Origin of the sequence: Pseudundibacterium arcticum (assembly GCF_042646465.1) — a bacterium.
Classification (GTDB): Bacteria; Pseudomonadota; Gammaproteobacteria; order Burkholderiales; family Burkholderiaceae_D; genus Undibacterium_A; species Undibacterium_A arcticum.
The window spans coordinates 110,130-134,420 of the sequence record NZ_JBHRTP010000024.1; the positions used below are offsets into that span (position 1 = coordinate 110,130).

Here is a 24,291-nt window from a genome sequence, read left to right on the forward strand (position 1 = left end):
GACGTTATGAATAAGCAAACTGAACCTTTCCTGACAACAATCGCTCCCGCCGTCTGGGCCGAAGTCGGTCAATCCCGTCCGCATGAATCGGCCGTGCTGCACGTACTGGGTGAAGCCACGTATACCGACGATATCCCGGAAGTACAAGGCACCTTGCACGCCGCGCTTGGCCTGTCGTCAAAAGCGCATGCGAACATCCTGTCGATGAATCTGGACGCGGTCAAAAACGCGCCGGGCGTAGTGGCAGTGTTTACTGCCAAAGACATCCCTGGCACCAATGATTGCGGTCCGATCGTCCACGATGATCCGATTCTGTCCGAAGGTCTGGTGGAATATGTCGGCCAACCAATTTTCGTCGTGGTTGCCGACAGCCACGACAATGCGCGCCGCGCCGCCCGCAAAGCCGATATCAGCTACGAAGAATTGCCGGCCATCCTGACCCCGCAAGAAGCCAAAAAAGCGCAGTCCTTCGTGATTCCGCCGATGCATCTGCAGCGCGGCGATGTAAAGCAAGCGTTCGCAAGATCGCCACACCGCGTCAAGGGTGAGTGGTATGTCGGTGGGCAAGAACAGTTTTACCTGGAAGGCCAGATTTCCTACGCGGTGCCGAAGGAAGACAACGGCATGCTGGTGCTCTGTTCGACCCAGCATCCAACCGAAATGCAACACGTGATCGCACATGCACTCGGCGTACATTCGCATCATATCTTGGTCGAATGCCGGCGCATGGGTGGCGGCTTCGGCGGCAAGGAATCGCAGTCAGCCCTGTGGGCCGCACTGGCAGCCATTTCCGCAGCGCACCTGAAGCGTCCAGTCAAGCTGCGGGCTGACCGCGATGATGACATGCTGGTCACCGGCAAGCGCCACTGCTTCCATTATGAATATGAAGTCGGTTACGACGACCAAGGTCGCATCATTGCCGCCAAGGTCGAGATGGTGTCGCGCGCCGGTTTTTCGGCCGATCTGTCGGCGCCGGTCGCCACCCGTGCAATGTGCCACTTTGACAATACTTATTACTTGGGAGATGTCGACATCCTCGCATTGTGCGGCAAAACCAATACCCAGTCGAACACCGCGTTTCGCGGCTTCGGTGGTCCACAAGGCGCAATTGCGATTGAATATATCGTCGATGAAATCGCACGCAATCTGGGCAAGGATGCACTCGACGTACGCAAGATCAACTTCTACGGTCGTAACGATGAAGAAGGTCGCAATGTCACCCAATACGGCCAGAAAGTCGTTGACAATGTGATTCACGAACTAGTGGCCGAACTGGAAGAGAGCAGCGAATATCGTCAGCGTCGCGCAGCGGTGCAAGCCTTTAACGCCAGCAGTCCGGTGTTGAAAAAAGGTTTGTCGCTGACACCGGTCAAGTTTGGTATCGCGTTTAACGTAACCCACTTCAACCAGGCGGGTGCCTTGGTCCACGTCTACACCGATGGTTCGGTACTGGTCAACCATGGCGGCACCGAAATGGGCCAGGGTATCAATACCAAAGTCTGCCAAGTGGTCGCACATGAGCTGGGAATCAGCCTGGAAATGGTGCGCGCGACTGCCACCGACACCAGCAAGGTTGCCAATACTTCGGCTACCGCCGCTTCTACCGGTGCCGATCTGAACGGTAAAGCGGCGCAGGATGCGGCCAACACCATTCGTCAGCGTCTGGCTGAGTTTGCCGTCAAGCTGTATGGTGGCGACCAGTCTTCGGTGGGTTTTGCGAATGGCTTCGTCCATGTCAATAGCCACGCGATTCCGTTTGCGGAACTGGTGCAAAAGGCCTACTTGGCGCGGGTACAACTGTGGTCAGACGGCTTCTATGCGACGCCTGGGCTGCATTGGGACCCGCAGACCAAGCATGGCAACCCCTTCTCTTACTACGCGTACGGTGCGGCGGTCTCTGAAGTCATCGTCGACACCCTGACCGGTGAATGGAAACTGCTGCGTGCAGATGCCTTGTACGACGCCGGTCAATCGCTGAATCCGGCAATCGACATCGGTCAGGTGGAAGGCGCGTTCATTCAGGGCATGGGCTGGCTGACCACGGAAGAACTGTGGTGGAACAAAGGCGGCAAGCTGATGACGCACGCGCCATCCACCTACAAGATTCCCGCCATCTCGGATTGCCCGGACGACTTCCGCGTGAAGCTGTACAAGAACCGCAACGTGGCAGACAGTATCCACCGCTCGAAAGCGGTCGGCGAACCGCCGCTGCTGTTGCCGTTCTCGGTGTTTTTCGCGATCCGAGATGCGGTGGCCAGCGTAGCCGGCTACAAATTCAATCCGCCACTGAACGCCCCGGCCACCAGTGAGTCGATTTTGAAGTCGGTTGAAGCGGTTAGCGCGATGGCAAACGCAGCCAGATGATTAGACGGCATACGGTATGAATCACTGGCTCAACGCCCTCGCGACACAGGCAGTACCCAAGGTACTGGTAACGGTCGCCAAAGTAGTCGGCTCCGGTCCGCGTGAGCCAGGCGCGAAAATGGTCGTTACGCAAGACCAGATGTTCGACACCATCGGTGGCGGGCATCTGGAAATGCGAGCGGCTGAAATCGCCCGTGAGATGTTGTCGATGCCCGCCGATTCTGTCGCTGCCGAGCGCCGGCTCGAGCGCTTCCCGCTCGGGCCCAGCCTGGGCCAGTGCTGCGGCGGCGTGGTGCATCTGGCGTTCGAACGGATTCCTCCCAATGCGCTGGAATACCTGAATTGCCTGAGCCAGCGCTGGCGCAGCGGGCAGGATACCTGGCGTCTGGTCTCGCTAGATACAGTCACCGCGCCGACTTTATGTGACGGGGCCGGCACCCGCTTGGCCGGCCCCGTGTCGCATCTGTTTTCGCATATCGACACCGGCGACGCCTGCCATCTCACGCTGGACAATGCGGGCCAGCGCTGGCTGGTCGATTCCTGCCTGGCGTATCGGCCGCATCTGATGCTGTTCGGTGCCGGCCATGTTGGCGCAGCGATTGTACGGGCGCTGGCCGAACTGCCGTGTCAGGTCACCTGGGTCGACGAAAGGGAAGACATGTTCCCTGAAGTCCTGCCATCCAATGTCCGGCTGGAAGCCACCGATACACCGGAAGCGCTGGTAGCCTCTGCCGCACCTGGTGTTTCCTTCCTGGTGTTGACGCACAGCCATGCATTGGATCAACTGCTGACCGAACATATCCTGCGCCGCTCCGACTTCAGCTGGTTCGGCCTGATCGGTTCGAGAACCAAGCGCATGCAGTTCGAGCATCGACTGCGCGAGCGTGGCATCCCGTCCGAGCGTTTTAGCGACATGGTATGCCCGATCGGCCTGCCCGGCATCCGTGGCAAGGCACCGCCAGTCATCGCCGCCGCAGTGGCAGCACAATTACTGCAAGTGTGGGAAGCGGTCGAACAGGACAGCCAGAAAGATCTCGGCCATACCCTGTCACAACTGAGCACGCAGCATGCGTTAGAAGAGTGCCACTAGCCGGCTACTGCGCTAGCGCCACTTTAGCGCAGTAGCACCCTGCTTCAACGCAGCACCCAGATGGCTTCCAAGGAACCAGTTCGCCTATTCAGCAAATAAGCTGTTGTGCGTTCCGACCAACACTCGCAACTTATTGCCACATCATTCTCCAGTTAAGGACGTCCCAGCATGGCCATCAACTCTACCGGCAATACCGGCCTGCAAGCTTACCGTGCCAGCTTGCTGCATTTCACCAATGATCCCGCTTTCCACCAACAGGCTTATGCCTGGCATGAAGACGGGCTGCTGATCGTCAACGATGGCAAAGTACAGGCTGCAGGCGATTACGCGCAGCTCAAAAACAGCTTGCCGGAAGGCACAGCGGTGCAGGACTACCGAGGCAAGCTGATCACGCCCGGCTTCATCGATACCCATATCCACTATCCGCAAACGGACATGATCGCCTCGCCGGCCCCTGGCCTGTTGCCATGGCTGGAGACCTACACCTTCCCGACCGAGCGCAAGTTTTCCGATCCGGAACACGCGGGTGAGGTCGCACGCTTTTTTCTGGATGAACTGCTGCGCTGTGGCACCACCACTGCGATGGTGTATTGCACCGTGCATCCAGAATCGGTCGAAGCCTTCTTCACCGAAAGCGAAGCGCGCAATCTGCGGATGGTGGCCGGTAAAGTGATGATGGACCGCAACTGCCCGGAATTCCTGCGCGATACCGCCGAGAGCGGCGCGCGTGAAAGCGAAGACCTGATCAAGAAATGGCATAAGCGCGGCCGCCAGTTGTATGCAATCACGCCACGCTTTGCACCCACCTCGACCGAAGCGCAATTGCAATTGGCGGGCGAACTGGCACGCGCCTATCCGGACACCTATCTGCAAACCCACGTCGCGGAAAACACCGACGAAGTGGCTTGGGTCAAGTCACTGTTCCCCAAGGCGCGCAGCTATCTGGACGTCTACGACCATTACGGCATGATGCGCCCGCGCGCGATGTATGCGCATTGCATCTGGCTGGATGACGCCGACCGCGCCCGCATGGCCGAGACACATTCGGCGGTGTCGATGTGCCCGACCTCCAACCTGTTCCTCGGCAGCGGCCTGTTCAATTTCGAACGCGCTGATGCGCAGCACGTGCCGCTGTCGCTGGCGACCGACGTCGGCGGCGGCACCTCGTTCTCGATGCTGCAAACCATGAACGAGGCTTATAAAGTGGCGCGCATGGGCGGCACTTATTTGCCGGCGTTGCGCATGTTTTATCTGGCAACGCTGGGCGGCGCGCGCAGCATGCAACTGGAAGGCACGATCGGCAATTTCGTCGCCGGTGCCGAAGCCGACTTCATCGTGCTCGATCCGCAAGCCACGCCGCTGCTGGCGCGCCGCAGCTCGCGTACCGACAGCCTGGAAGAATTGCTGTTTGCACTGGCGCTGCTGGGCGACGACCGCACGGTAGCCGCGACTTACGCGGCCGGACGCCAGGTGCATCTGCGCAAGGATTAATGCAGGATCAACGCAACCCCACCTATCGCACTTACATTTTCAAAGGAGAGCCCATGCCCACGATCAATGTACAACTGTTTGCAGACCGCACCCTAGAGCAAAAGCGGGCGTTTATCAAAGCGGTGACGGAAGCCACTTGCCTGACGTTAGGCTCTTCACCGGAATCGGTCGAGATTATCATTCAGGATATGAAAGGCGAAGACTGGGCGCCTGGCAGCAAGCCGTGGTCCGATTAAGACTGATCGTTGCTTAGGGGAAAGAGGAATGGGGAAGTCGCCATGGTGGCCTCCCCGACCTCCCCTTTTTGTACTGTCTTATCAAGAAATAAGCTGCTTTGCTACAAACTGCTTAAACGAATGTGCCGATTTTCTGCTCGACCGCTACCCGCACCGAGCCGCTGGTGACAAACGATTGCGCTACCGCGATATCGTTATGGAACCAGCGATCGCCATCCAGACAGGCCGAGATCTGGCGCCGCACTTCGTCATACGCGGCTTGCGTACCTTTGCCCAGTACGAAGCCCGGCACCCAATCCTCGGTCATCGTCAGCGCCTGTGCCGCCAGCAGCATTTCGACGCCGATGATGTATTGCGTATTCGCGACCACGGTGGCGGCCTTGCGTGCGCACCAGGTTGAATTCGAGACGTGGTCTTCGCTGTTACCCTTGGCCGGGATGCTGTCGACGCTGCCCGGCATGCACAGCGTGCGGTTTTCCATCACCAGCGAACTCAGCGAGCACTGCACCACCGGGTAACCGGTGTTAACGCCCCTGATTCCCGACATCAGGTTGCGTGGCAAGCCCCAGGACAGGGTCGGGTCGATCAGGCGCGCCACCCGGCGTTCGCAAATACTGCCAAGGTCGGTCACCGCCATCGCCAAAAGATCCATCGCTTGCGCCAGATACTGGCCATGGAAGTTGCCGCCCGAGATGATTTCAAAGCCGCCGCCATCCTTGCCGAATATCAGCGGATTGTCGGTGGCGGAATTGATTTCCTTGGCGACGATGGTGTCGATGTAGTCGAGCGCATCGAACACCGGGCCATACACTTGCGGCGCGCAGCGCAGCGAGTAGACGTCCTGGATGCGGGCGGTGTATGGAATGTCGGTACGCCGCAATTCTTCCGGGAATTGCACGGCGCGCGCTTCATGCGTGGTGCGGGTCGAGCCGTCCAGCAGGTTGCGCATGATGGCCGCGGTCTTGATCTGGCCGGCGTGCGGACGGGCCTGGTGGATGCGGTCGTCAAACGCCGCCATTTCTGCGCGCATCGCTTCCAGCGTCAGGCCCAGCGACAGGCAGGCGTCGGACAGCAAGTTGCGCGCATCGTGCGCGGCCAGCACCGCGACCGCGAGCGACACGGTGCAGCCGTTGATCAGCGCCGACGCGTCTTTCGCTTTCAGTTCAAACAGCACCGGACCGACGCCGGCCAGCGTGATCGCTTCCGGCGCCGACATGCGCTGGCCCTGATACATCACTTCTGCTTCGTCGAAACCGGCGATCGCGGCCGCCAAGTAAGCCAGCGGCGCCAAGTCGCCGGAGGCGCCGACCGAACCTTTTTGCGGCATGATCGGGTGGATGCCGGCATTCACGAACGCCAGCAGGCGATCGACCACTTCGACCCGCGGCGCCGAGTAGTTGCTGGCGAAGGCGTTGGCGCGCAACAGCATCGTGGCGCGGCTGACTTCCTCCGAAAACGGCTCGCCCATGCCGGCCGCGTGGGCCTTGATCAACTGGGTCTGGAACAGCACGGTGTCCTGCACCTTGATGCGGGTGTCTTTCAGCATGCCGACGCCGGTGTTGAAGCTGTACATCATCGGCGCTTCGTCGTGCATCCAGGTGGCTTCGATATAGTCGCGGCTTTGTTTCAGCGCATCGCGCGAGGACTGGGCCAGGCGCACTGGCACGCGACTGTCGCGTGCCACCGCAATCACTTGCGCTGCGCTCAGCGTGAAGCCGTCGATGGTGATGGTTGTCATAGTGCTTTGCTTTCCGTTTAAAAATTTGATGTATCAATCACTTGGTAATTTCCAGCCAGTTTGATGCTTTTGCTTTCAAACGCGAGGGAACGAGCTGCCAAAGTGCTCGACGAAATTGCCGAATACCTGGGCCGCCAATGCCGCGTCTTCTGCCGTCATGATTTCATCCGGATGATGACTAATGCCGCCGTTGCCGCAGCGCACGAACAGCATCGCAACATCGGCGATCGCGGCCATCGCCATCGCGTCATGCCCGGCACCCGATGGCAGATGCCGCAACGGCAAGCCGCACCGTTCGAGTGCCGTCGCCAGTTGCGCTTGCAGCCACGGCGCACAAGGCACGCTGCTGGCCTCGTGCATCTTGCGCGCCGCAATGGCGACGTTGCGCCGTTGTGCGACCCGGTCGATTTCGGCCAACACGTCGGCCACCGCGCGTTGGCGCACCGCATCGTCGCCGGCGCGGATGTCGATCGAGAAGACCGCTTTCCCCGATACCACGTTAGTCGCGCCATTCGGCACGTTGAACTGGCCGACAGTACCGACCAGTCCCGGCGTGCCGTAACAACGTCGTTCTATATACAAGCCGATTTCGGCCGCTGCCATGGCCGCATCGCGCCGCATTTCCATCGGCACGGTGCCGGCGTGTCCGGCCAGGCCTTCGACCTCAACCATGAAGCGCGAGGCGCCGGAAATGGCGGTCACGACGCCCAGCGGCAAGCCTTCGTTGAGCAGCACCGGGCCTTGTTCGATATGGACTTCGACAAACGCCAGCACGGTCGCAGGATCATAGGCGGCTTTGGCCAGTCCGACCGCATGCAAGCCAGAGGCGGCCATCACTTCGCGCATCGTGTGGCCGCCCTCATCCCGGTTGTCCAGCACCGCCATGTCAAAGGTGCCGGCCGCCGCGCGGCTGCCGAGCAGCGTGGCATTGAAGCGCACCCCTTCTTCTTCGGCGAAGCCGATGACTTCGATCGCGAACGGGAAGCGCTTGCCCTCGGCATGCCATTGTTGAATGCAGGCAATCGGCAGCAGAATGCCGAGATTGCCGTCAAAGATGCCGCCATTGCGTACCGAATCGAAGTGTGAGCCGGTCAACAGGGCGGGGGCATTTGGCGTCAGGCCTTCATAACGGCCAATCACATTGCCGACCGCGTCACGCCGAACGTTCATGCCCGCCGCGCACATCCATTCGGCCAACTGCGCCGCGGCGCCATGGTGGGCTGGCGTCAGGTAGGTCCGTGTCATGACGCCCGGCGTATCGGTATGTTGCGCTAATTCATCAGCCCATCGCATGATTTGAGTGCCACAACTTGCGTTGGAATCTAGGTTGGATTGCATGATTGTCTCCTTAAGTGTTTTTTGAATTCTACTACTGAATTCATTTATTGCATACAAAATGTGGATGCACTATATTGTCTGCAGGCCGCCACTTTTTTATGCATAAATTGCGGTGAGACCAATTGGTGTTAACCATATAAAACAGGAGACAAACATGCAGCGCTTATTTAAATCACTCTTTGGCCAGGTACTCATTGCACTGGCAGTCGGCATCATCGTCGGGGTGTGGTATCCCAAGTTTGGCGTGAGCCTGAAACCGCTCGGCGATGGCTTTATCAAGCTGGTCAAGATGATCATTCCAATGATCGTCTTCTGCGTCGTCGTGCATGGCATTTACGGTGCGGGGGAATTAAAGAAGGTCGGGCGGGTCGGTTTAAAGGCCTTGATCTACTTTGAGGTTGTGACCACTATTGCGTTGGCGTTGGGTCTGGTGCTGGCCTTTGTTTTTCATCCCGGCGAGGGCATGAATATCAATCCGGACTCGCTCGACGCCAGTTCGCTGGCGACGTACGTGGACACCGCCAATAAGGTCAAAGGCGCCGGTTTTGCCGATTTCATGATGAAAATAATCCCGACAACGGTAATCAGCGCCTTTACCTCGGGCGATGTGCTGCAAGTGTTGTTGTTCTCCGTCATCTTTGGTTGCGCCCTGTCGCTGATCGGCGATAAGGCAGCGCCAATCGCAAGCCTCATTCACAGCATGTCCGAGGCATTTTTCAAGTGCATGTCGTTCATCATCAAACTCGCTCCGCTGGGGGTGTTTGGCGCGATTGCCTTCACGGTGGGTAAATACGGCATTGGCTCGCTCAAGCAACTCGGCTTCCTGGTTTTCCTGTTTTATGGTGCCGTGATTATTTTTGTTTTTGCAATTTTGGGCACCATCCTGAGAATTGCGGGATTCAATATTTTCAAATTCATCAAATATTTACGCGAAGAACTGCTGGTGGTATTGGCTACCGCGTCGTCAGATAGCGTCCTGCCGCAGGTGATGAGGAAGCTCGAGTACATGGGCATCAAGGATTCCACTGTCGGGTTGGTGATTCCGACTGGCTATTCATTCAATCTGGATGCATTCTCGATTTACCTGACCCTGGCTGCGGTGTTCATCGCGCAAGCCACCAATACCCCGCTGGCACTCTCCGACTTGCTGGCGATCCTCGCAGTGGCGTTGATTACGTCAAAAGGGGCGCATGGCGTACCCGGCTCGGCGATTGTGATTTTAGCGGCTACCTTGTCGGCGATTCCCGCCATTCCAGTCGTTGGCCTGGTGCTCGTGCTGTCGGTCGACTGGTTCATGGGCATCGCCCGCGCACTAGGTAATTTGATCGGAAACTGCGTTGCAACGGTCGTCGTTGCCTCGTGGGAGAAAGATATCGATAGAACACGGGCGCACGCGGTATTGAACGGCGATAGTGTTGCTATATGGGAATATGATGAGGAGAAGACGCGGGCCAAGGCACCCTTGAAGGTCCAGGCCTGATATTCGCTAGATAGACTTTGTTAATAACGCCCACAGCCAAATCTTTGGGCGTTAAAGCTTATGCGAGTACAATTTCGGCCTTTGCGCGATTCCCCCAGCTTTAAAGGTAGATGAAATTATGGTTACGCCGACAAGTTCAGCCAGCGCAGACAGCTCTGAAGCGATTGCCAGTGATATTACGATGGCAATTGCCGAACAGCGACTTCCGCCAGGCACCAAGCTGCGGGAAGAAGCATTGGCACGTTTGTATTCGGTGAGTCGCACCAAGATTCGCGCCGCACTGGTGATGTTGGCAAAAGACAAGCTGATTGATCTGGTGCCCGAAAAAGGGGCTTTTGTCAGCCGGCCAACGGAAGAGGAAGCGCATGAAATATTTTTTGTGCGCCGTATTCTTGAAGCGGCGCTGGTGCGCGAATTCATCGCCAAGGCAACAGCGGAAGACTACCGCAAGATCGATCAGCATCTTGAGCAGGAACGCAAGGCGCTGTTGGATGACAATGTGCAGGTGCGCTCCATACTGCTCAGCGACTTCCACATCCTGCTGGCCAAGACGGTCGGCAATCAGGTACTAACCGACATCCTGATGAAACTTGCCGGCCGCAGCTCCTTGATTACCATGCTGTATCAATCCAGCCGTGATGCCACCTGTTCATCCGATGAACACGTGGCATTTATGCGGGCAGCAAAAGCGGGGGATACTGAAACTGCCGTCGAATTGATGCTGCATCACTTGCATCACGTCGAATCTGCCCTTCAATTTAAACAACAACCCGGAAACAATAAAAAAGATTTCATCAAGGCGTTGCTGGCCTAGCTTTCTTGATTCTTATCGGGGTGCGCTCGTCGTTGTTGCGGGGATAAGAACGGGCGCAATTTGTCCGTGCATCCGCCGATCGTCATGAAATTTTTTGCACACTGCGAACCGGCTTCCAGCATCCAATTGAGGACCACCACGCCGATGGCGGCTACGTTGCGCTGGCCATCCAGACAGCGCGCCCGAAGTTGCGGACCGATGATTGCTTGGTACCGTATGGCTGCCACAGGACTACGCCTATCTCATCAGCGGGCAACAAGGGCCGCGCATGGAACGGATACGCGGTCTAAACCTCGCACGCACTGGAAATATTTCGCGTCTATTACAATTTCTGCGGGATCGGCGCTGGCAGAAAGACCCCTGCAATGCGTCTTGGATTAGCGCAGCGGCCGGTAGCACCCGAGGACATTCTGTACATTTGTTCCGCCGCCATCCGAGGCCACCGATTGAAAAAGGACGACCAACATGCTCGTCCTTTTGAATTCTCCGCACATTCCCAGCAACACGTTAAGTTACCGGATAGCAGCGATGGCGGGGATTTGCTTTAGAGCGAGAGTATTGCAAAACCACTTCGAATCCCTACGGCTTCCGGCCGACTTTAATTTTTGCGAGAAAATCAGGCGTCTGTGCCTGGTTGTTGGACTAGTCCCATAGCAAACTGACCATTGCCGACGGACCAATCCGAGTAATCGTTCTCGTGGGTAAAAATAAAGACATCCTTGGGTGAGACGTCTGCATATTTCTCAAGGTTTTCTGCAATTTTTGCGTATAGCATTTTTTTCATTGCATCACTGCGACCGCGACGCATGGTAATTTCTACGACAACCAAATTATCAGAGCGTGCAATCCCGTTGAATTTTCTGTTGTAGAAAAAATCTTCCGGTTCATATTCAGTGATCAGGTTGAAAAGTTCATCCGTAGGCATGTTGATGCTGTCCACCAAGGCTTGGTGGACACCGTCCACGATGCCTTTTTTTTGGACTGGGCTGGTACCTTTTTTTACTGCAACTCGTATAAATGGCATGTTTTACTCTCTTAATACGTAATCAAGTTGATAGGTGTATTTGTAAGGGGATGACTCTGGCGTTGGACTGACCCAAGCGCGATACGGTCACGATTCCCAGGAAGGGCGACCGCGCGTCAACAACTTGTAAGCGGTGTTGGCTGCAGCACGCAATGGCCTGGAGCTGGCTGTCATGCCAATGATGTTGAAGTATTGAGGATCACTCTTTGCCTGAGCAGGAAATCCATGCTCTCTTCCTTTTCCCAAACTGATTCCTAGAACCGCCCCCGGAAGGCGCAATCCGTATAGAAGATTGGACTCCCATGACAACGCGGTACTTCAGACTTGAATCCGCCACGGTAATTAGCCGGTCGCTGCGTTTGACAGCGAAGCGCCCAGAATGAGGCAAGCGCTGCCGAATTTGCGGGACCTAGCCCCAACTAATTGGGGCTGGGTCGTCAGCGAGTACCGGCCGACTCGACGAGCAGGTCGTTCAAGGTGCGAGCGATCACTTTTGTCGCCCGACGCAGGTCTTCCAGATCGAGTCGCTCATCGGCGCGCTTGGCGTGAGATTCCAGCACGGTGCGGGGGCCAGCTCCGTAAATGACACCGGGAATTCCCGCCTCGCAAAATAGGCGTACATCTGTGTACAAGGGGGTCCCCAAGGCCGGAATTTCTTCGCCAAACACCTGTTTGCCGTGCTTTTGAATGGCGTCCACCAGGGGCCTGTTGCCGGATAGCGGTTGCAATGCATTTGCCAGCAACATCCGCTTGATGTCCACGGTAATGCCGGGCATGCTTGCTGCAGCGTCTGCGATCACCTGCCGCAAGGTGGCTTCCACCTCGGCGGGATTCTCTTCAGGAATCATGCGGCGGTCCAGCTTAAGCGTGACCCGACCCGGGATGACGTTGGTATTGGTTCCGCCTTCAATCATGCCCACATTGAGATAAGGATGGGTGATTCCTTCGACTTGTGAGCGCACTTGCTTGTACAGGATGTTTTGGGCATATAGGGCATTGAGCACATGCACCGCTCCTTGCAGCGCGTCGACTCCCGATTCAGGAATGGCGGCGTGCGCCATCTTGCCGTGAACGGTAACTTCCATTTGCAGGCAACCGTTGTGTGCGGTGACGACCTGGTAAGAAAAACCTGCGGCAATCATCAGGTCGGGCTTGATGATTTTGTGCTGAAGCAGCCACGCGGGCCCGACTTCGCCGCCAAATTCCTCGTCATAGGTGAACAGCAACTCGACGCTACCCGCCTGAGGTTTGGCAACCGCTTCGAGTGCCCGAACCGCGAATGTATACGTCGAAAAATCGCACTTGCTCACCGCTGCGGCGCGGCCATAGATTTTACCGTTTTCGATCTCGCCGCCGTAGGGTTTTTTGGTCCAGCCGTCTCCGGGGGGGACCACATCGCCATGCGCATTGAGGAGAACCGTTTTGCCCGGACCGTACTTGCGGCGCACCACGAGATTGGTAATGGTCTCCAGGCCCGCCGCCCGAACTTCGGCCTCAGGAACGGGGTGTTTTTCGGCGTCCAGCCCAAACTTTTGCAGGAGCTCGGCCGTTCGCTCTGCATGCGGCGCATTGTTACCGGGCGGTGTGTCAGTGGGTACGCGGATGAGTTCCTGCAAAAACTGCACTTGCTCGTCAAAGTGTGCGTCGATCCAGGCGTCGAGTTTTTCGTAGCTATTCATGGGTTGAGTTCTCAGTAAAAAAATGACAGTGGTAGCTCAGGGACCGGATTGCTGCGCGAGTTATTGCAACAAAAGGGCAAAGGCTTCGGTGGCGAGTTGCATGACGTCGTTGGTAATAGTTTTCATAGTCCTCTATTTTCCGTCTGCGTCGCGCAACCCGTGATCTACCGCCTTATTTTGCACCAGCCTCAAACCAGGCACCGATGACCGCGCGTTCGTCGTCAGTGATCTTGGTCAGATTCCCGATCGGCATCGCTTTCAACTGTACTGCCTGCTGATAAATCTTCGCCGCATTTTGATGAATCAATTCGGGCGACTGCAACATGATGCCGGCCGGTGCGGTCGCGAAACCAGGCTGTGTCGGCTGGGCCGAGTGGCAGGTGGCGCAACGCTGACTGATGATGCCCTGAACCCGCACGAAATCCGAGATTGCAGGCGCCGCGCCTTCGACAACAGCCGGCTTGGCCGTTGGCTTCGGTGCAATCGCTACCGCTACTGCCAGCAACAAGACCACACCAGCCGCCGGGAAAGCCCAGGCCACTTGGCCTTTGTGGCGCAGGTTAAAGAAGTGGCGAATCAATACGCCGGCTGCGATGATGACTGCCAGCACCAGCCAGTTGTAGGCATGGTTGTATGTCATCGCATAGTGGTTGCTGATCATGATGAACAGCACCGGCAACGTAAAGTAGTTGTTGTGTACGCTGCGTTGTTTCGCTTTCTGCCCGTGGATCGGATCCGGTGATTGACCGATCTTCATCGCTTCCACCAGTTTGCGCTGACCAGGAATAATCAACATCAACACGTTACCCACCATCATGGTACCGATCATCGCGCCGACGTGGATGTAGGCAGCACGACCGCTCAGGAGTTTGGACAGGACGAAAGCAACCGCAACGATGAACACATACATGATGATACCGAGCAATCCTTCGCGCTTACCAAGCGGCGAACGGCACAGCAAATCGTACACGGTCCAACCCACCACCAGCGTCCCCAAGCCAATGCCAATCGACTGCCAACTGGTCAAATCGGCGACCGATTTGTCGATCATCATGGCCGAAGCATTGAAGTAGTAGACGATGAACAGCAGCGTGAAACCGGACAGCCAGGTCCAGTACGCTTCCCACTTGAACCAGTGCAGTTCTTGCGGCAACTCTTGCGGCGCCACCAGGTATTTTTGCGGATTGTAGAAACCACCGCCGTGCACCGCCCACAACTCGCCCGACACGCCTTTGTTGGCCAGCTCCGAGCCCGGTTTTGGCGGCCGGATGCTGTTGTCGAGCCAAACGAAATAAAACGACGCACCGATCCACGCAATCCCGGTGATCAAATGCAACCAACGCACAATTAAATTGAGCCACTCAACGCCATACGTAAGCAAAAAAGCTTCCATGTATCCTCCTGATTGAAGCTCGTCTGCCACCGCGGGCGCTTCAGACGAAAGGAAAATTTTCCTAAAGTGGTCGCGAACTTGTAAAGGCTCCGCTGCGACCGAAATGAATAATAATTTTAGTGCTTCGCTGGCAAATTCCTAGCCGGACTGGACATTATCAGCGACAGGTCTCCATCTGTTGCCATACTGCACGTGCAATCCGAGCGTACGCCCGGAACAGCATTTATGAAGTCGATGCAAGATAAACTTATTAATAGCTTTTTACATCGGAATAGCCGTATATTAAAAATACTCATTTCGATATATAGACAGCCATGGCAAACTTACCGGACCACCTCGACTTGCATCTCATACGGATACTGTATCTGCTACTGTGTGAACGGAATGTCTCCCGAGTCGCGGTCAAGCTGAACCAGCCGCAACCGTCCATCTCCGCCTCGCTACGCAAGCTGCGTGAATTGACCGGCGACCAACTGCTGGTGCGCGGTGGGCGCGGCATGGTGCCAACCCTGCATGGCGAAAGCCTGATGAAACCGGCCAAGCGGATTCTGGATGAAACCGAACTGCTGTTCGTGCGCAAAGTACCCTTCGTCTCGCAACAAGAGGGCCGAACCTTTCATATCGCAGCGCCGGATTATCTGGACATCCAGTTTTTACCAACCGTAGTGGCGCGCCTGCGACGCGAATCGCCGAAAAGCCGGATCGTGATTCACGGCCTTGGGGCTGAAGTCGATTATATCCGCCTGCTGTCCGATGGCGACCTCGATCTGGTGATTGCCAACTGGGATGAACCGCCGCAACACCTGCATTTGTCGAAATTATTCGAAGACCCGATCGTCTGTTCGATGCGGGCCGACAGTCCGTATGCGAAACGGACCGGGGCCGACAAGATGACGGTCGAGGACTACCTGAGTCTGCCGCATGTGGCGCCCTCGCAAATGCTGCCCGGCTACCATGGCGTCATCGATGCCTTCCTGGAACGCCAGAACCTGCATCGCAATGTGGTGGTGGAATCCGCCTATTTCGGCCTGATGCCGCACATGCTGACGCAAACCGATCTGGTGCTGACCACCGGCAAGCAATACATGCGCTTCTACGAAAGAAATCTGCCGCTGAAGACGTTTACGGTACCGATCAAATTTCCACCGATGCGCTTCTATCAACTCTGGCACGAACGCGTACATCAGGCGCCCGAACACAAATGGCTGCGCGATCAAATCAGTGCCGCAGCCAAATCCCTGATCGTGAAATGATGCCGCAGGCAGCTGTCTAGCCTGCTTGCATCCTACACGTCTGTTAGCTGCCGCGGTAGGTAGAATAAGCCCATGGCGAGACGACCAGTGGCACGTGGTAATTTTGTTCCGGATCGGCAATGCCGAACGCGAGCGTGACGCGGTCGATGAATTTCGGGCTGGGCAAAGTAACGCCTTGCGCATCGAAATAATCGCCGGCCGCAAATACCAGTTCGTATTGGCCGACCTTCACCGCCGCGCCTTCCAGCAATGGCGCATTGCAGCGACCATCGAGGTTGGTGACTTCGCTTTTCAATAAAGTCTTGCCGCCTGCTTCTACCGCGTACAACTCGACCTTGACACCTACCCCAGGCTTGCCTAGCGTGATATCTAATACATGTGTACTGAGCTTTCCCATCTTTTCTCCTATATCGCCACGTTGAAAATAGCTATCAGCCAAATCATATACCGCTAGAAGTCGATCAATATACTATCCAACATATACAAACCATGGCAATACAAGAACATGGCCGAGGCCTTCTATGGCAACCATTGATTAACTGTTATTTTCAGGTGATGCGTGATTGATACGTACCAGAATTACCCTCGCGATCTGATCGGCTACGGTCGCACTCCGCCACACGCACAATGGCCAGACGGCGCACGCGTAGCGCTGCAATTCGTGTTGAATTACGAAGAAGGCAGCGAAAATTGCGTGTTGCACGGTGACCGGGCTTCGGAAACTTTCCTGTCCGAAATCATCGGCGCCCAAGCGTTCGAAATGCGCCACATGAGCATGGAATCGATCTATGAATACGGCACGCGCGCCGGCTTGTGGCGGCTGTTGCGCATGTTTGAAGAACGCAAGCTGCCATTGACGGTGTTCGGCGTGTCGATGGCGCTGAAACGCAATCCGGAAGCGCTGTCCGCCTTCCAGGAACTCGGCCACGAAATCGCCTGTCATGCGCTGCGCTGGATCAGCTATCAGCACATGGACGAGGCCACCGAACGCGCGCACATGGCCGAAGCGGTACAGATCATCAAAGAGTTGACTGGCGTCGCTCCTGCTGGCTGGTACACCGGACGCGATTCCCCGAACACGCGCAAGCTGGTGGTCGAACATGGCGGCTTCAGCTACGACGCCGACCATTACGGCGACGACCTGCCGTTCTGGCAAGAAGTCGCGATCACCGATGCGGCTGGCAAGCCGGCGCTCAAACCGCATCTGGTGGTGCCCTACACGCTCGATACCAACGATATGCGTTTTGCCGCGATGCAAGGTTTCAATTCCGGAACCCAGTTTTTCGATTACCTGAAAGATGCATTCGATGTGCTGTATACAGAAGGCGATCCGAATGGCTTGAACCAGCCGAAAATGCTGTCGATCGGGCTGCATTGCCGCCTAGTCGGACGGCCAGGCCGGGCCGCCGCGCTGGCGCGCTTCCTCGACTATGTGCAGTCGCACGACAAGGTCTGGGTCACGCGCCGCATCGACATTGCCGAACATTGGCGCAACACACATCCTTTCTCCAAATGAACTCCGGCGGGTCCCACCCGCCATCCAATTCATGACGAGGACAAAGGCGGGTGGGACCTGCCTCGAGAGCATATGACTACAACTCTGCAACATCTGAACAGCTGCACAGCAACCGAATTCGTCGAAATCCTGCATGGCATTTACGAACACTCACCCTGGATCCCGCAACGGGCCGCAACGCAGCGCCCGTTCGCCTCGCTGACCGCGCTCAAGCTGGCGCTGCAAGGTGTGGCCGCCAACGCCACTGAAGACGAGCAACTCGGCCTGATCCGGGCCCACCCGGAGTTAGCGGGTAAAGCCGCGATCGCCGGCGAATTGACCAAGGAATCGACTGGCGAACAGGCCAAGGCCGGCCTGAACAGTTGCAGCCCGGAAGAATTCGCGACGCTGCACAAACTGAACGCCGATTACAACGCCAAGTTCGGCTTCCCCTTCATCGTCGCGGTCAAGGGTCCGGATGGCAAGGGCTTTACCCGCCAAACCATCATCAGCACCTTCACCCGCCGCTTCAAGAACCAGCGTGAAGATGAGCTGGCCGAATGTCTGCGCCAGATCAGCCGCATCGCCGAGTTGCGCCTGAACGACTTGCTCAGCCACACGCCACATTTCGGCAATACCATCATGGAATGGTCGGAAACCATCGGCGCCTGGAGCGACGATGAGGGCAACCTGACCTGCGCTTACATGACCGATGCGCATCGCAAAACCGCAGCGCAACTCGCAAGCTGGATGACGGACGCGGGTATGCAGGTGGAAATCGACGCAGTCGGCAACGTGGTCGGCCGCTATCTCTCCGACAATCCGAACGCCAAATCACTGCTGACCGGTTCGCATTACGATACCGTGCGCAACGGCGGTAAATACGACGGCCGTGAGGGTATTCTGTTGCCGATTGCTATCGTCAAGCATTTGCATGAACGCGGTGAAAAGCTGCCTTTCCATTTTGAAATCATCGGTTTTTCGGAGGAAGAAGGGGTCCGCTTCAAGAGTACCTTCCTCGGCAGCAACGCCATCATCGGCCAATTCGACCTGGCGCTGCTGGATAAGACCGACGCCGATGGCGTGACGATGCGCGAAGCCTTGACCGCCGCCGGCCACGACGTGTCCCAGATTCCCGCCATCGCCCGCAATCCAGCCGATGTGCTGGGCTTCGTCGAAGTGCATATCGAACAGGGACCGGTCTTGCTGGGACGCGATTTGCAAGTCGGCATCGTGACCTCGATTGCCGGCAGCTCCCGCTATCTGGTGGACCTGAAAGGTGTGGCGAGCCATGCCGGCACCACGCCGATGGCGATGCGCAAGGATGCCGCCGCCGCCGCCGCAGAAATCGTGCTGTATGTCGAGCAACGCTGCGGCAAGGCACCATCACTGGTCGGCACCGTCGGCCAGTTGCAGGTGCCGAACGGTTCGGTCAATGTGATCCCGGGTGCTTGCCAATTGTCGCTGGATATCCGCGCCGCAGATGATGCCACGCGCGACGCCGCAGTCACCGATATCGTGAATGCGATCGCAGCGATTTGCCAGCGCCGCAATATCGAAGTCACGCTGAACCGAGCAGTGTCGGAGCCGGCCGCACCGTGCGCACCGTGGTTGATGCAGCAATTCGCTGCCGCCACCGAACGCGCCGGGGTGCCGGCGTTCGAATTGCCGTCGGGCGCCGGACACGATGCGATGGCGCTGGCCAAATTGACCGATGTCGCGATGTTGTTTACCCGTTGCGGCAATGGCGGTATCAGTCACAATCCGCTGGAAACCATGACGGCCGACGATGCGGAAGTCTCGGCCCAGATCTTGCTCGATTTCTTGCGCCACTTTCAGCCCAAACCCTGAGCTTGAGCCTGCTGCTGTTGGCTGATGGCGCCTCATGTGCGGTGCCTGCGGCTGGCAGTCGCAGGCGACGCAACAAAATATAATCTCACCAGTATTTTTTTACGGCGCAGACAAAGCCTGACAAAACAGCCTGTTTTGCAGGCACAGCATTTATTAGCCCCGCAAGAGGGACAACTTGGTTCAGATCAAGAAACATAAAATATTCCACCATTCAAGGAAGAGACAATGCAAGCCACCACCCACCCGGTAGATGAAAAGCTGCCTGCAGGAAAACTATTTGCACTCGGTATGCAGCATGTGCTGGTGATGTACGCCGGCGCCATCGCGGTACCGCTGATCATCGGCGGCGCACTCCATTTGCCGAAAGACCAAATCGCCTTTCTGATCAATGCCGATCTGTTCTGTTGCGGCCTGGTCACCTTGATTCAAGCGCTCGGCATCTGGAAATTCGGTATTCGCATGCCGGTCATGATGGGTGTGACCTTTGCCGCAGTCGGCCCGATGGTCGCGATGGCGGGTAACCCTGACCTCGGCATTCTCAGCATTTACGGCGCGGTCATCGCATCCGGGCTATTCGGCCTGATCATCACACCCTTCATGAGCCGTGCAGTGCGCTATTTCCCGCCGGTCGTAACCGGTACCATCATCACGGTGATCGGTGTATCGCTGATGCGGGTCGGCATCCACTGGGCCGCGGGCGGACAACCCACCATCTTCGATGCCGCATCGAAAACGATGGTCGCCAACCCGAACTACGGTGCGCCGGAAAATCTCGCGATCGCGCTGATCGTGCTGGTGTCTATCATGCTGATGACCAAGTATCTGAAAGGCTTTCTCGGCAATATCTCGGTCTTGCTCGGCATGGTGCTCGGCTTCGTGATCTCGCTGGCCATGGGCAAAGTCAGTTTCGAGGGACTGGGCGAAGCGGGCTGGTTCGCGTTCATCACGCCATTTCACTACGGCATGCCGACTTTCGATCTGGGCGCGATCGTCGGCATGTGCCTGGTGATGATCGTCACGATGGTGGAGTCGACTGGGATGTTTCTGGCGCTGTCCGAGCTGACCGGCAAAAAAATCAGCAACCAGGAACTCGCGAACGGCTTGCGCGCAGACAGCATCGGCACCGTGATCGGCGGCGTGTTCAACACCTTCCCCTACACCTCGTTCTCACAGAACATTGGCTTGGTCGGTGTGACCGGTGTCCGCAGTCGTTACGTCTGCGTCGCCGCCGGGCTGATCCTGGCTGGCTTCGGCCTGTTTCCGAAAATGGCCCATGTGGCTGCATCGATTCCGGTATTCGTACTGGGTGGTGCCGGCATCGTGATGTTTGGCATGGTGGCGGCCACCGGTATCAAGATCTTGGGCAACGCCGGTCTCAATCACAATCGCAACAATCTGTTCATCGTCGCGATCAGTATCGGCGCCGGCATGATTCCGTTGGTCGCACCGCGCTTCTTCCATCAATTGCCGCACTGGTTGTCCACCGTGGTTGACAGCGGCATCTTGCTGGCAACCATCAGCGCCGTATTGCTGAACCTGTTCTTCAACGGCAAAGGCGCCGAAGAAGATGTAAGAAATTATGCAATGGCAGCGGCACACAGTTCCGAACATTAACTTTTTTTGATTTAGGCACACTCTGCACCACAGCATGGGGCGGAGGACAACGTGGCAACGGATAATCCGTCCCCCCTTGTCCTCCGCCCTTTTTTATTGATGTTCTGATCCGGCACCGCATAACCGCGGTGCCCACCCTGCCATGACGAAAACTCTTCTCATCAAGAATGCCCGCGTCCTCGTGACGATGGATGCCGATCGCCGCGAAATCGCCAACGGCGCGATTTTCATCCGTGACAACGTGATCGAACAAGTCGGCAACAGCGCCGATTTGCCGCACAGTGCCGATGAAATTATCGACGCCACCAACCATGTGGTGATGCCGGGCCTGATCAATACCCATCACCATATGTACCAAAGCCTGACGCGCGTGATTCCGACCGCGCAAAACGGCGAACTGTTCAACTGGCTGACCAATCTGTACCCGATCTGGGCCAATTTGACGCCGGAGATGGTGCACGTCTCCAGCCTGACCGCAATGGCAGAGCTGATGCTGTCCGGCTGCACCACCAGCAGCGATCATTTGTACGTTTATCCGAATGGTTGCAAGCTCGACGACAGCATCGAAGCGGCGCAAAAAATCGGCATGCGGTTCCACGCGGCACGCGGTTCGATGAGCGTCGGCCAATCCAAGGGCGGTTTGCCGCCGGATCGCGTGGTCGAGGATGAGCGCGCGATTTTGCAAGATACGCAACGCCTGATCGAAACCTATCACGATGCCGAGCGCTATGCGATGCAGCGCATCGTGGTCGCGCCCTGCTCACCGTTCTCAGTGTCGCGCGACCTGATGCGCGAAGCGGCCTTGCTGGCGCGCAGCCACGGCGTGTCGCTGCATACCCACTTGGCTGAAAATGCCAATGACATCGCGTACAGCCGAGAAAAATTCAATATGACGCCGGCCGAATACGCGGAAGATTGCGGCTGGGTCGGCCACGACGTCTGGCATGCCCATTGCGTGCAGCTGGACGATGATGGCATTTACATGTTCGCCCGCACCGGTACCGGGATCGCGCACTGCCCTTGCTCGAATATGCGGCTGGCTTCCGGCATCGCGCCGATCCGCAAGATGATTGATGCCGGCATCGCGGTCGGTCTCGGGGTGGACGGCTGCGCCTCGAATGATTCCGGCCATATGCTGGGCGAAGTGCGCCAGGCCATGCTGTTGCAGCGTGTCGCGCATTCGCAAACGACAGGGCCGGATGCGATGACCGCGCGCCAGGCGCTGGAAATCGCGACGCTGGGCGGTGCCAAAGTCTTGAACCGCGACGATATCGGCGCCCTGAAACCCGGCATGGCGGCGGACATCGTGATGTTCAGCCTCGATCAGATCGGCTTCGCCGGTGCCTGGCATGATCCGGTCGCAGCGCTGGTGTTCTGCACCCCGTCCAACGTCGCCTACAGCATCATCAATGGCCGCGTCGTGGTACGCAACGGCGAATTGGCGTCGGTGGACTTACCCGTCGTTCTCGAACGCCACAACCAGCTTGCATTTAACTTGGCAGAAGCAGCACGCTAATCGCTTCTGAAAAAAGAATGCCGCAAACATCATGCGCTCACTCGGTACATTCTGATCATGCCAACTATCGATCGTGCCTATCCAGCGCCAACCTTGAATTTCTGAGACACTCAGCAACCCATATCCATCCAGCCCCAGATAGCGGTTCAATAGAGAGAGAAGAACATGAACATCCCAAACTCGAGAATCAGCCAGCGCCTAGCGATTGGCTTCGGTATTGTCATCACATTGTTGATTGCGATTACCCTGCTCGGCACCACCCAGGTCGGCAAACTCAATGACAGCATCGATCTCATCGTCAAGAACCGTTATCCGAAGACGGTAATGGCCAATCTGATTCAGATCGAAGTCAATAAAACCGCGTTAGCCATGCACGACATGATGCTGCTGAACGATCCGGCCCAGATCAAGAAACAGTTCTCCATCATTGAAAAATCCAATCAGATCATCAATGAAAACTTCGACAAGCTAGAAAAAGTGGCCGACACGGAAGAAGACAAGCGTTTTGTGAAAGAGGCGCTCGAGGCGCGCGCAAAATATCTTCCCGCTCGGGATGTTGTCTTGAAACTGTTCAATGAAGGCTCGCAGGACAAGGCAAGTGAGTACCTGCTGACGCAGTTTTCCGGACCCCAGATTGACTACTATATAGCGCTCGACAAAATGTTCGCTTTTCATGGCGAATTGATGGACAGAGCCGGTGCTACCGCCAGCGCCGAATCACGCAGCGCGCGCATGTTCATCGCTATCCTGGCGCTGGCTGCCATTGCTTTATCGATCTTGGTTGGATTTCGGGTCTCGCGCAGCATCACGGTGCCCTTGATCAAGGCGGTCGGCATAGCGAAACGCGTCGCCGATGGCGACTTGACCACCAACGTCGAGGTCAAAACAAAGAATGAAATCGGGCAACTGATGCAGGCGCTGAAGACGATGAATGAAAGCCTGGTGCGCATCGTCGGCGAGGTACGCATTGGCACCGAAACGATTGCCACCGCATCAAGCCAGATCGCCAGCGGCAATGCCGACTTGTCTTCGCGCACCGAGTCGCAAGCCAGCTCGCTGGAACAAACCGCCAGCGCGATGGAAGAACTGACCACGACCGTCAAGCAAAATGCGGAGAATGCGCGCCAAGCCAATCAGCTGGTGATCTCGGCCACCGACTTCGCGGTGAAAGGCGGCACCGTGGTCAGCAACGTGGTCGACACGATGGGGTCGATCAAGGATAGTTCGCGCAAGATCGTCGACATCATCGGCGTCATCGACGGCATCGCGTTCCAGACCAATATCCTGGCCCTGAATGCCGCGGTGGAGGCGGCACGTGCCGGCGAACAGGGACGTGGCTTTGCGGTGGTCGCAACTGAAGTGCGCAACCTGGCACAACGCTCGGCCGCAGCGGCCAAGGAAATCAAGGGGCTGATTGGCGATTCGGTTGAAAAAGTCGATGCGGGCAGCAAACTGGTCGACGAAGCAGGCCAAACGATGGATCAGATCGTCACTTCGGTGAAACGGGTGGCCGATATCATGAGCGAAATCACCGCCGCCAGCCATGAACAAAGCGAAGGGATTGAAGAAATCAGCCGTGCAATCGGCCACATGGATGAAATGACGCAGCAAAATTCCGCCCTGGTGGAACAGGCTGCCGCCGCCGCGGAAAGCATGCAGGATCAGGCCGTCAAACTGACGCAAGTGGTGGGCTTCTTCAAACTTGCCCACAATGACAGCCACAGCACGATGGCGTCGAAACTTGCCCCAAGAAAGCCGATCATGATGGCCAAGCCCAAGATCGTCTCAGCGACAGTCCGCAAACTGGGCACGTCTTCCGCTGCATCAAAAACAGGCATCGATAGTTCGGTTTGGGAAGAATTTTAAAGCTTGGCAACTAGTTGGTAGCACCTGAGCATTTTTGCCCTGACTGGGC

18 protein-coding genes are annotated in these 24,291 nt (G+C 57.0%); 12 read left to right on the forward strand and 6 right to left on the reverse strand.

Going from position 1 to position 24,291, the window contains the following annotated elements; genetic code table 11:
* Nucleotides 1-6: 6 nt before the first annotated feature.
* From xdhB to ACFOFO_RS09165, 4 genes are all read left to right on the forward strand, one after another.
* Nucleotides 7-2,364, forward strand: a complete 2,358-nt coding sequence (gene xdhB / locus ACFOFO_RS09150; protein WP_390331405.1) for a xanthine dehydrogenase molybdopterin binding subunit — start codon at nt 7-9, stop codon at nt 2,362-2,364.
* Nucleotides 2,365-2,380: 16 nt separating this feature from the next.
* The gene (gene xdhC / locus ACFOFO_RS09155) at nt 2,381-3,454 is read left to right on the forward strand and encodes a xanthine dehydrogenase accessory protein XdhC (protein WP_390325905.1); all 1,074 of its coding nucleotides are present in this window, start codon (nt 2,381-2,383) and stop codon (nt 3,452-3,454) included.
* 168 nt (nt 3,455-3,622) lie between these two features.
* Complete coding sequence (gene guaD, locus ACFOFO_RS09160) at nt 3,623-4,945, forward strand: guanine deaminase (RefSeq protein WP_390331406.1); 1,323 nt, start codon at nt 3,623-3,625, stop codon at nt 4,943-4,945.
* Nucleotides 4,946-4,998: 53 nt separating this feature from the next.
* Nucleotides 4,999-5,181 (forward strand): 4-oxalocrotonate tautomerase, encoded by a 183-nt coding sequence (locus ACFOFO_RS09165; RefSeq protein ID WP_390325907.1) that lies wholly within the window; start codon nt 4,999-5,001, stop codon nt 5,179-5,181.
* A 112-nt stretch (nt 5,182-5,293) separates the two neighbouring features.
* Here ACFOFO_RS09165 and ACFOFO_RS09170 read toward each other — a convergent pair whose 3' ends face one another.
* Nucleotides 5,294-6,919: an HAL/PAL/TAL family ammonia-lyase gene (locus tag ACFOFO_RS09170; RefSeq protein WP_390325908.1), complete on the reverse strand. Its 1,626-nt coding sequence runs from the start codon at nt 6,917-6,919 to the stop codon at nt 5,294-5,296.
* Nucleotides 6,920-6,994: 75 nt separating this feature from the next.
* Complete coding sequence (locus ACFOFO_RS09175; protein ID WP_390325911.1) at nt 6,995-8,257, reverse strand: allantoate amidohydrolase; 1,263 nt, start codon at nt 8,255-8,257, stop codon at nt 6,995-6,997.
* A gap of 154 nt (nt 8,258-8,411) precedes the next feature.
* On the opposite strand from ACFOFO_RS09175, the gene ACFOFO_RS09180 reads away from it, so the two are divergent.
* Both ACFOFO_RS09180 and ACFOFO_RS09185 read left to right on the forward strand, forming a co-directional pair.
* Complete coding sequence (locus ACFOFO_RS09180) at nt 8,412-9,737, forward strand: C4-dicarboxylate transporter DctA (RefSeq protein ID WP_390325912.1); 1,326 nt, start codon at nt 8,412-8,414, stop codon at nt 9,735-9,737.
* A gap of 118 nt (nt 9,738-9,855) precedes the next feature.
* Nucleotides 9,856-10,551 (forward strand): GntR family transcriptional regulator, encoded by a 696-nt coding sequence (locus ACFOFO_RS09185; RefSeq protein ID WP_390331407.1) that lies wholly within the window; start codon nt 9,856-9,858, stop codon nt 10,549-10,551.
* A gap of 616 nt (nt 10,552-11,167) precedes the next feature.
* Here the strand turns inward: ACFOFO_RS09185 and ACFOFO_RS09190 are convergent.
* The 3 genes from ACFOFO_RS09190 to ACFOFO_RS09200 all read right to left on the reverse strand — a co-directional run bounded on the left by ACFOFO_RS09190 (nt 11,168) and on the right by ACFOFO_RS09200 (nt 14,647).
* Nucleotides 11,168-11,575, reverse strand: coding sequence for a tautomerase family protein (locus tag ACFOFO_RS09190; RefSeq protein ID WP_390331408.1), 408 nt, complete (start codon nt 11,573-11,575; stop codon nt 11,168-11,170).
* A 437-nt stretch (nt 11,576-12,012) separates the two neighbouring features.
* A complete protein-coding gene (locus ACFOFO_RS09195; protein WP_390325919.1) occupies nt 12,013-13,254 on the reverse strand; it encodes a M20 family metallopeptidase in 1,242 nt (413 codons plus the stop codon).
* A 172-nt stretch (nt 13,255-13,426) separates the two neighbouring features.
* Nucleotides 13,427-14,647, reverse strand: a complete 1,221-nt coding sequence (locus ACFOFO_RS09200) for a urate hydroxylase PuuD (protein ID WP_390331409.1) — start codon at nt 14,645-14,647, stop codon at nt 13,427-13,429.
* A gap of 314 nt (nt 14,648-14,961) precedes the next feature.
* On the opposite strand from ACFOFO_RS09200, the gene ACFOFO_RS09205 reads away from it, so the two are divergent.
* Nucleotides 14,962-15,900, forward strand: a complete 939-nt coding sequence (locus tag ACFOFO_RS09205) for a LysR substrate-binding domain-containing protein (protein ID WP_390325921.1) — start codon at nt 14,962-14,964, stop codon at nt 15,898-15,900.
* A 43-nt stretch (nt 15,901-15,943) separates the two neighbouring features.
* Here the strand turns inward: ACFOFO_RS09205 and uraH are convergent, their stop codons facing one another.
* Nucleotides 15,944-16,297 (reverse strand): hydroxyisourate hydrolase, encoded by a 354-nt coding sequence (gene uraH, locus ACFOFO_RS09210; RefSeq protein ID WP_390325923.1) that lies wholly within the window; start codon nt 16,295-16,297, stop codon nt 15,944-15,946.
* A 165-nt stretch (nt 16,298-16,462) separates the two neighbouring features.
* Here uraH and puuE point away from each other — a divergent pair, with 165 nt between their 5' ends.
* From puuE to ACFOFO_RS09235, 5 genes are all read left to right on the forward strand, one after another.
* Complete coding sequence (gene puuE / locus ACFOFO_RS09215; protein ID WP_390328196.1) at nt 16,463-17,416, forward strand: allantoinase PuuE; 954 nt, start codon at nt 16,463-16,465, stop codon at nt 17,414-17,416.
* Nucleotides 17,417-17,488: 72 nt separating this feature from the next.
* Nucleotides 17,489-19,246: an allantoate amidohydrolase gene (locus ACFOFO_RS09220; RefSeq protein ID WP_390331410.1), complete on the forward strand. Its 1,758-nt coding sequence runs from the start codon at nt 17,489-17,491 to the stop codon at nt 19,244-19,246.
* A 225-nt stretch (nt 19,247-19,471) separates the two neighbouring features.
* On the forward strand, nt 19,472-20,860 hold the full coding sequence (locus ACFOFO_RS09225) for a nucleobase:cation symporter-2 family protein (RefSeq protein WP_390325924.1): 1,389 nt from the start codon (nt 19,472-19,474) through the stop codon (nt 20,858-20,860).
* A 142-nt stretch (nt 20,861-21,002) separates the two neighbouring features.
* A complete protein-coding gene (locus ACFOFO_RS09230; RefSeq protein ID WP_390325926.1) occupies nt 21,003-22,376 on the forward strand; it encodes an 8-oxoguanine deaminase in 1,374 nt (457 codons plus the stop codon).
* Nucleotides 22,377-22,541: 165 nt separating this feature from the next.
* Nucleotides 22,542-24,242: a methyl-accepting chemotaxis protein gene (locus ACFOFO_RS09235; RefSeq protein ID WP_390331411.1), complete on the forward strand. Its 1,701-nt coding sequence runs from the start codon at nt 22,542-22,544 to the stop codon at nt 24,240-24,242.
* The last annotated feature ends 49 nt before the right edge of the window (nt 24,243-24,291 follow it).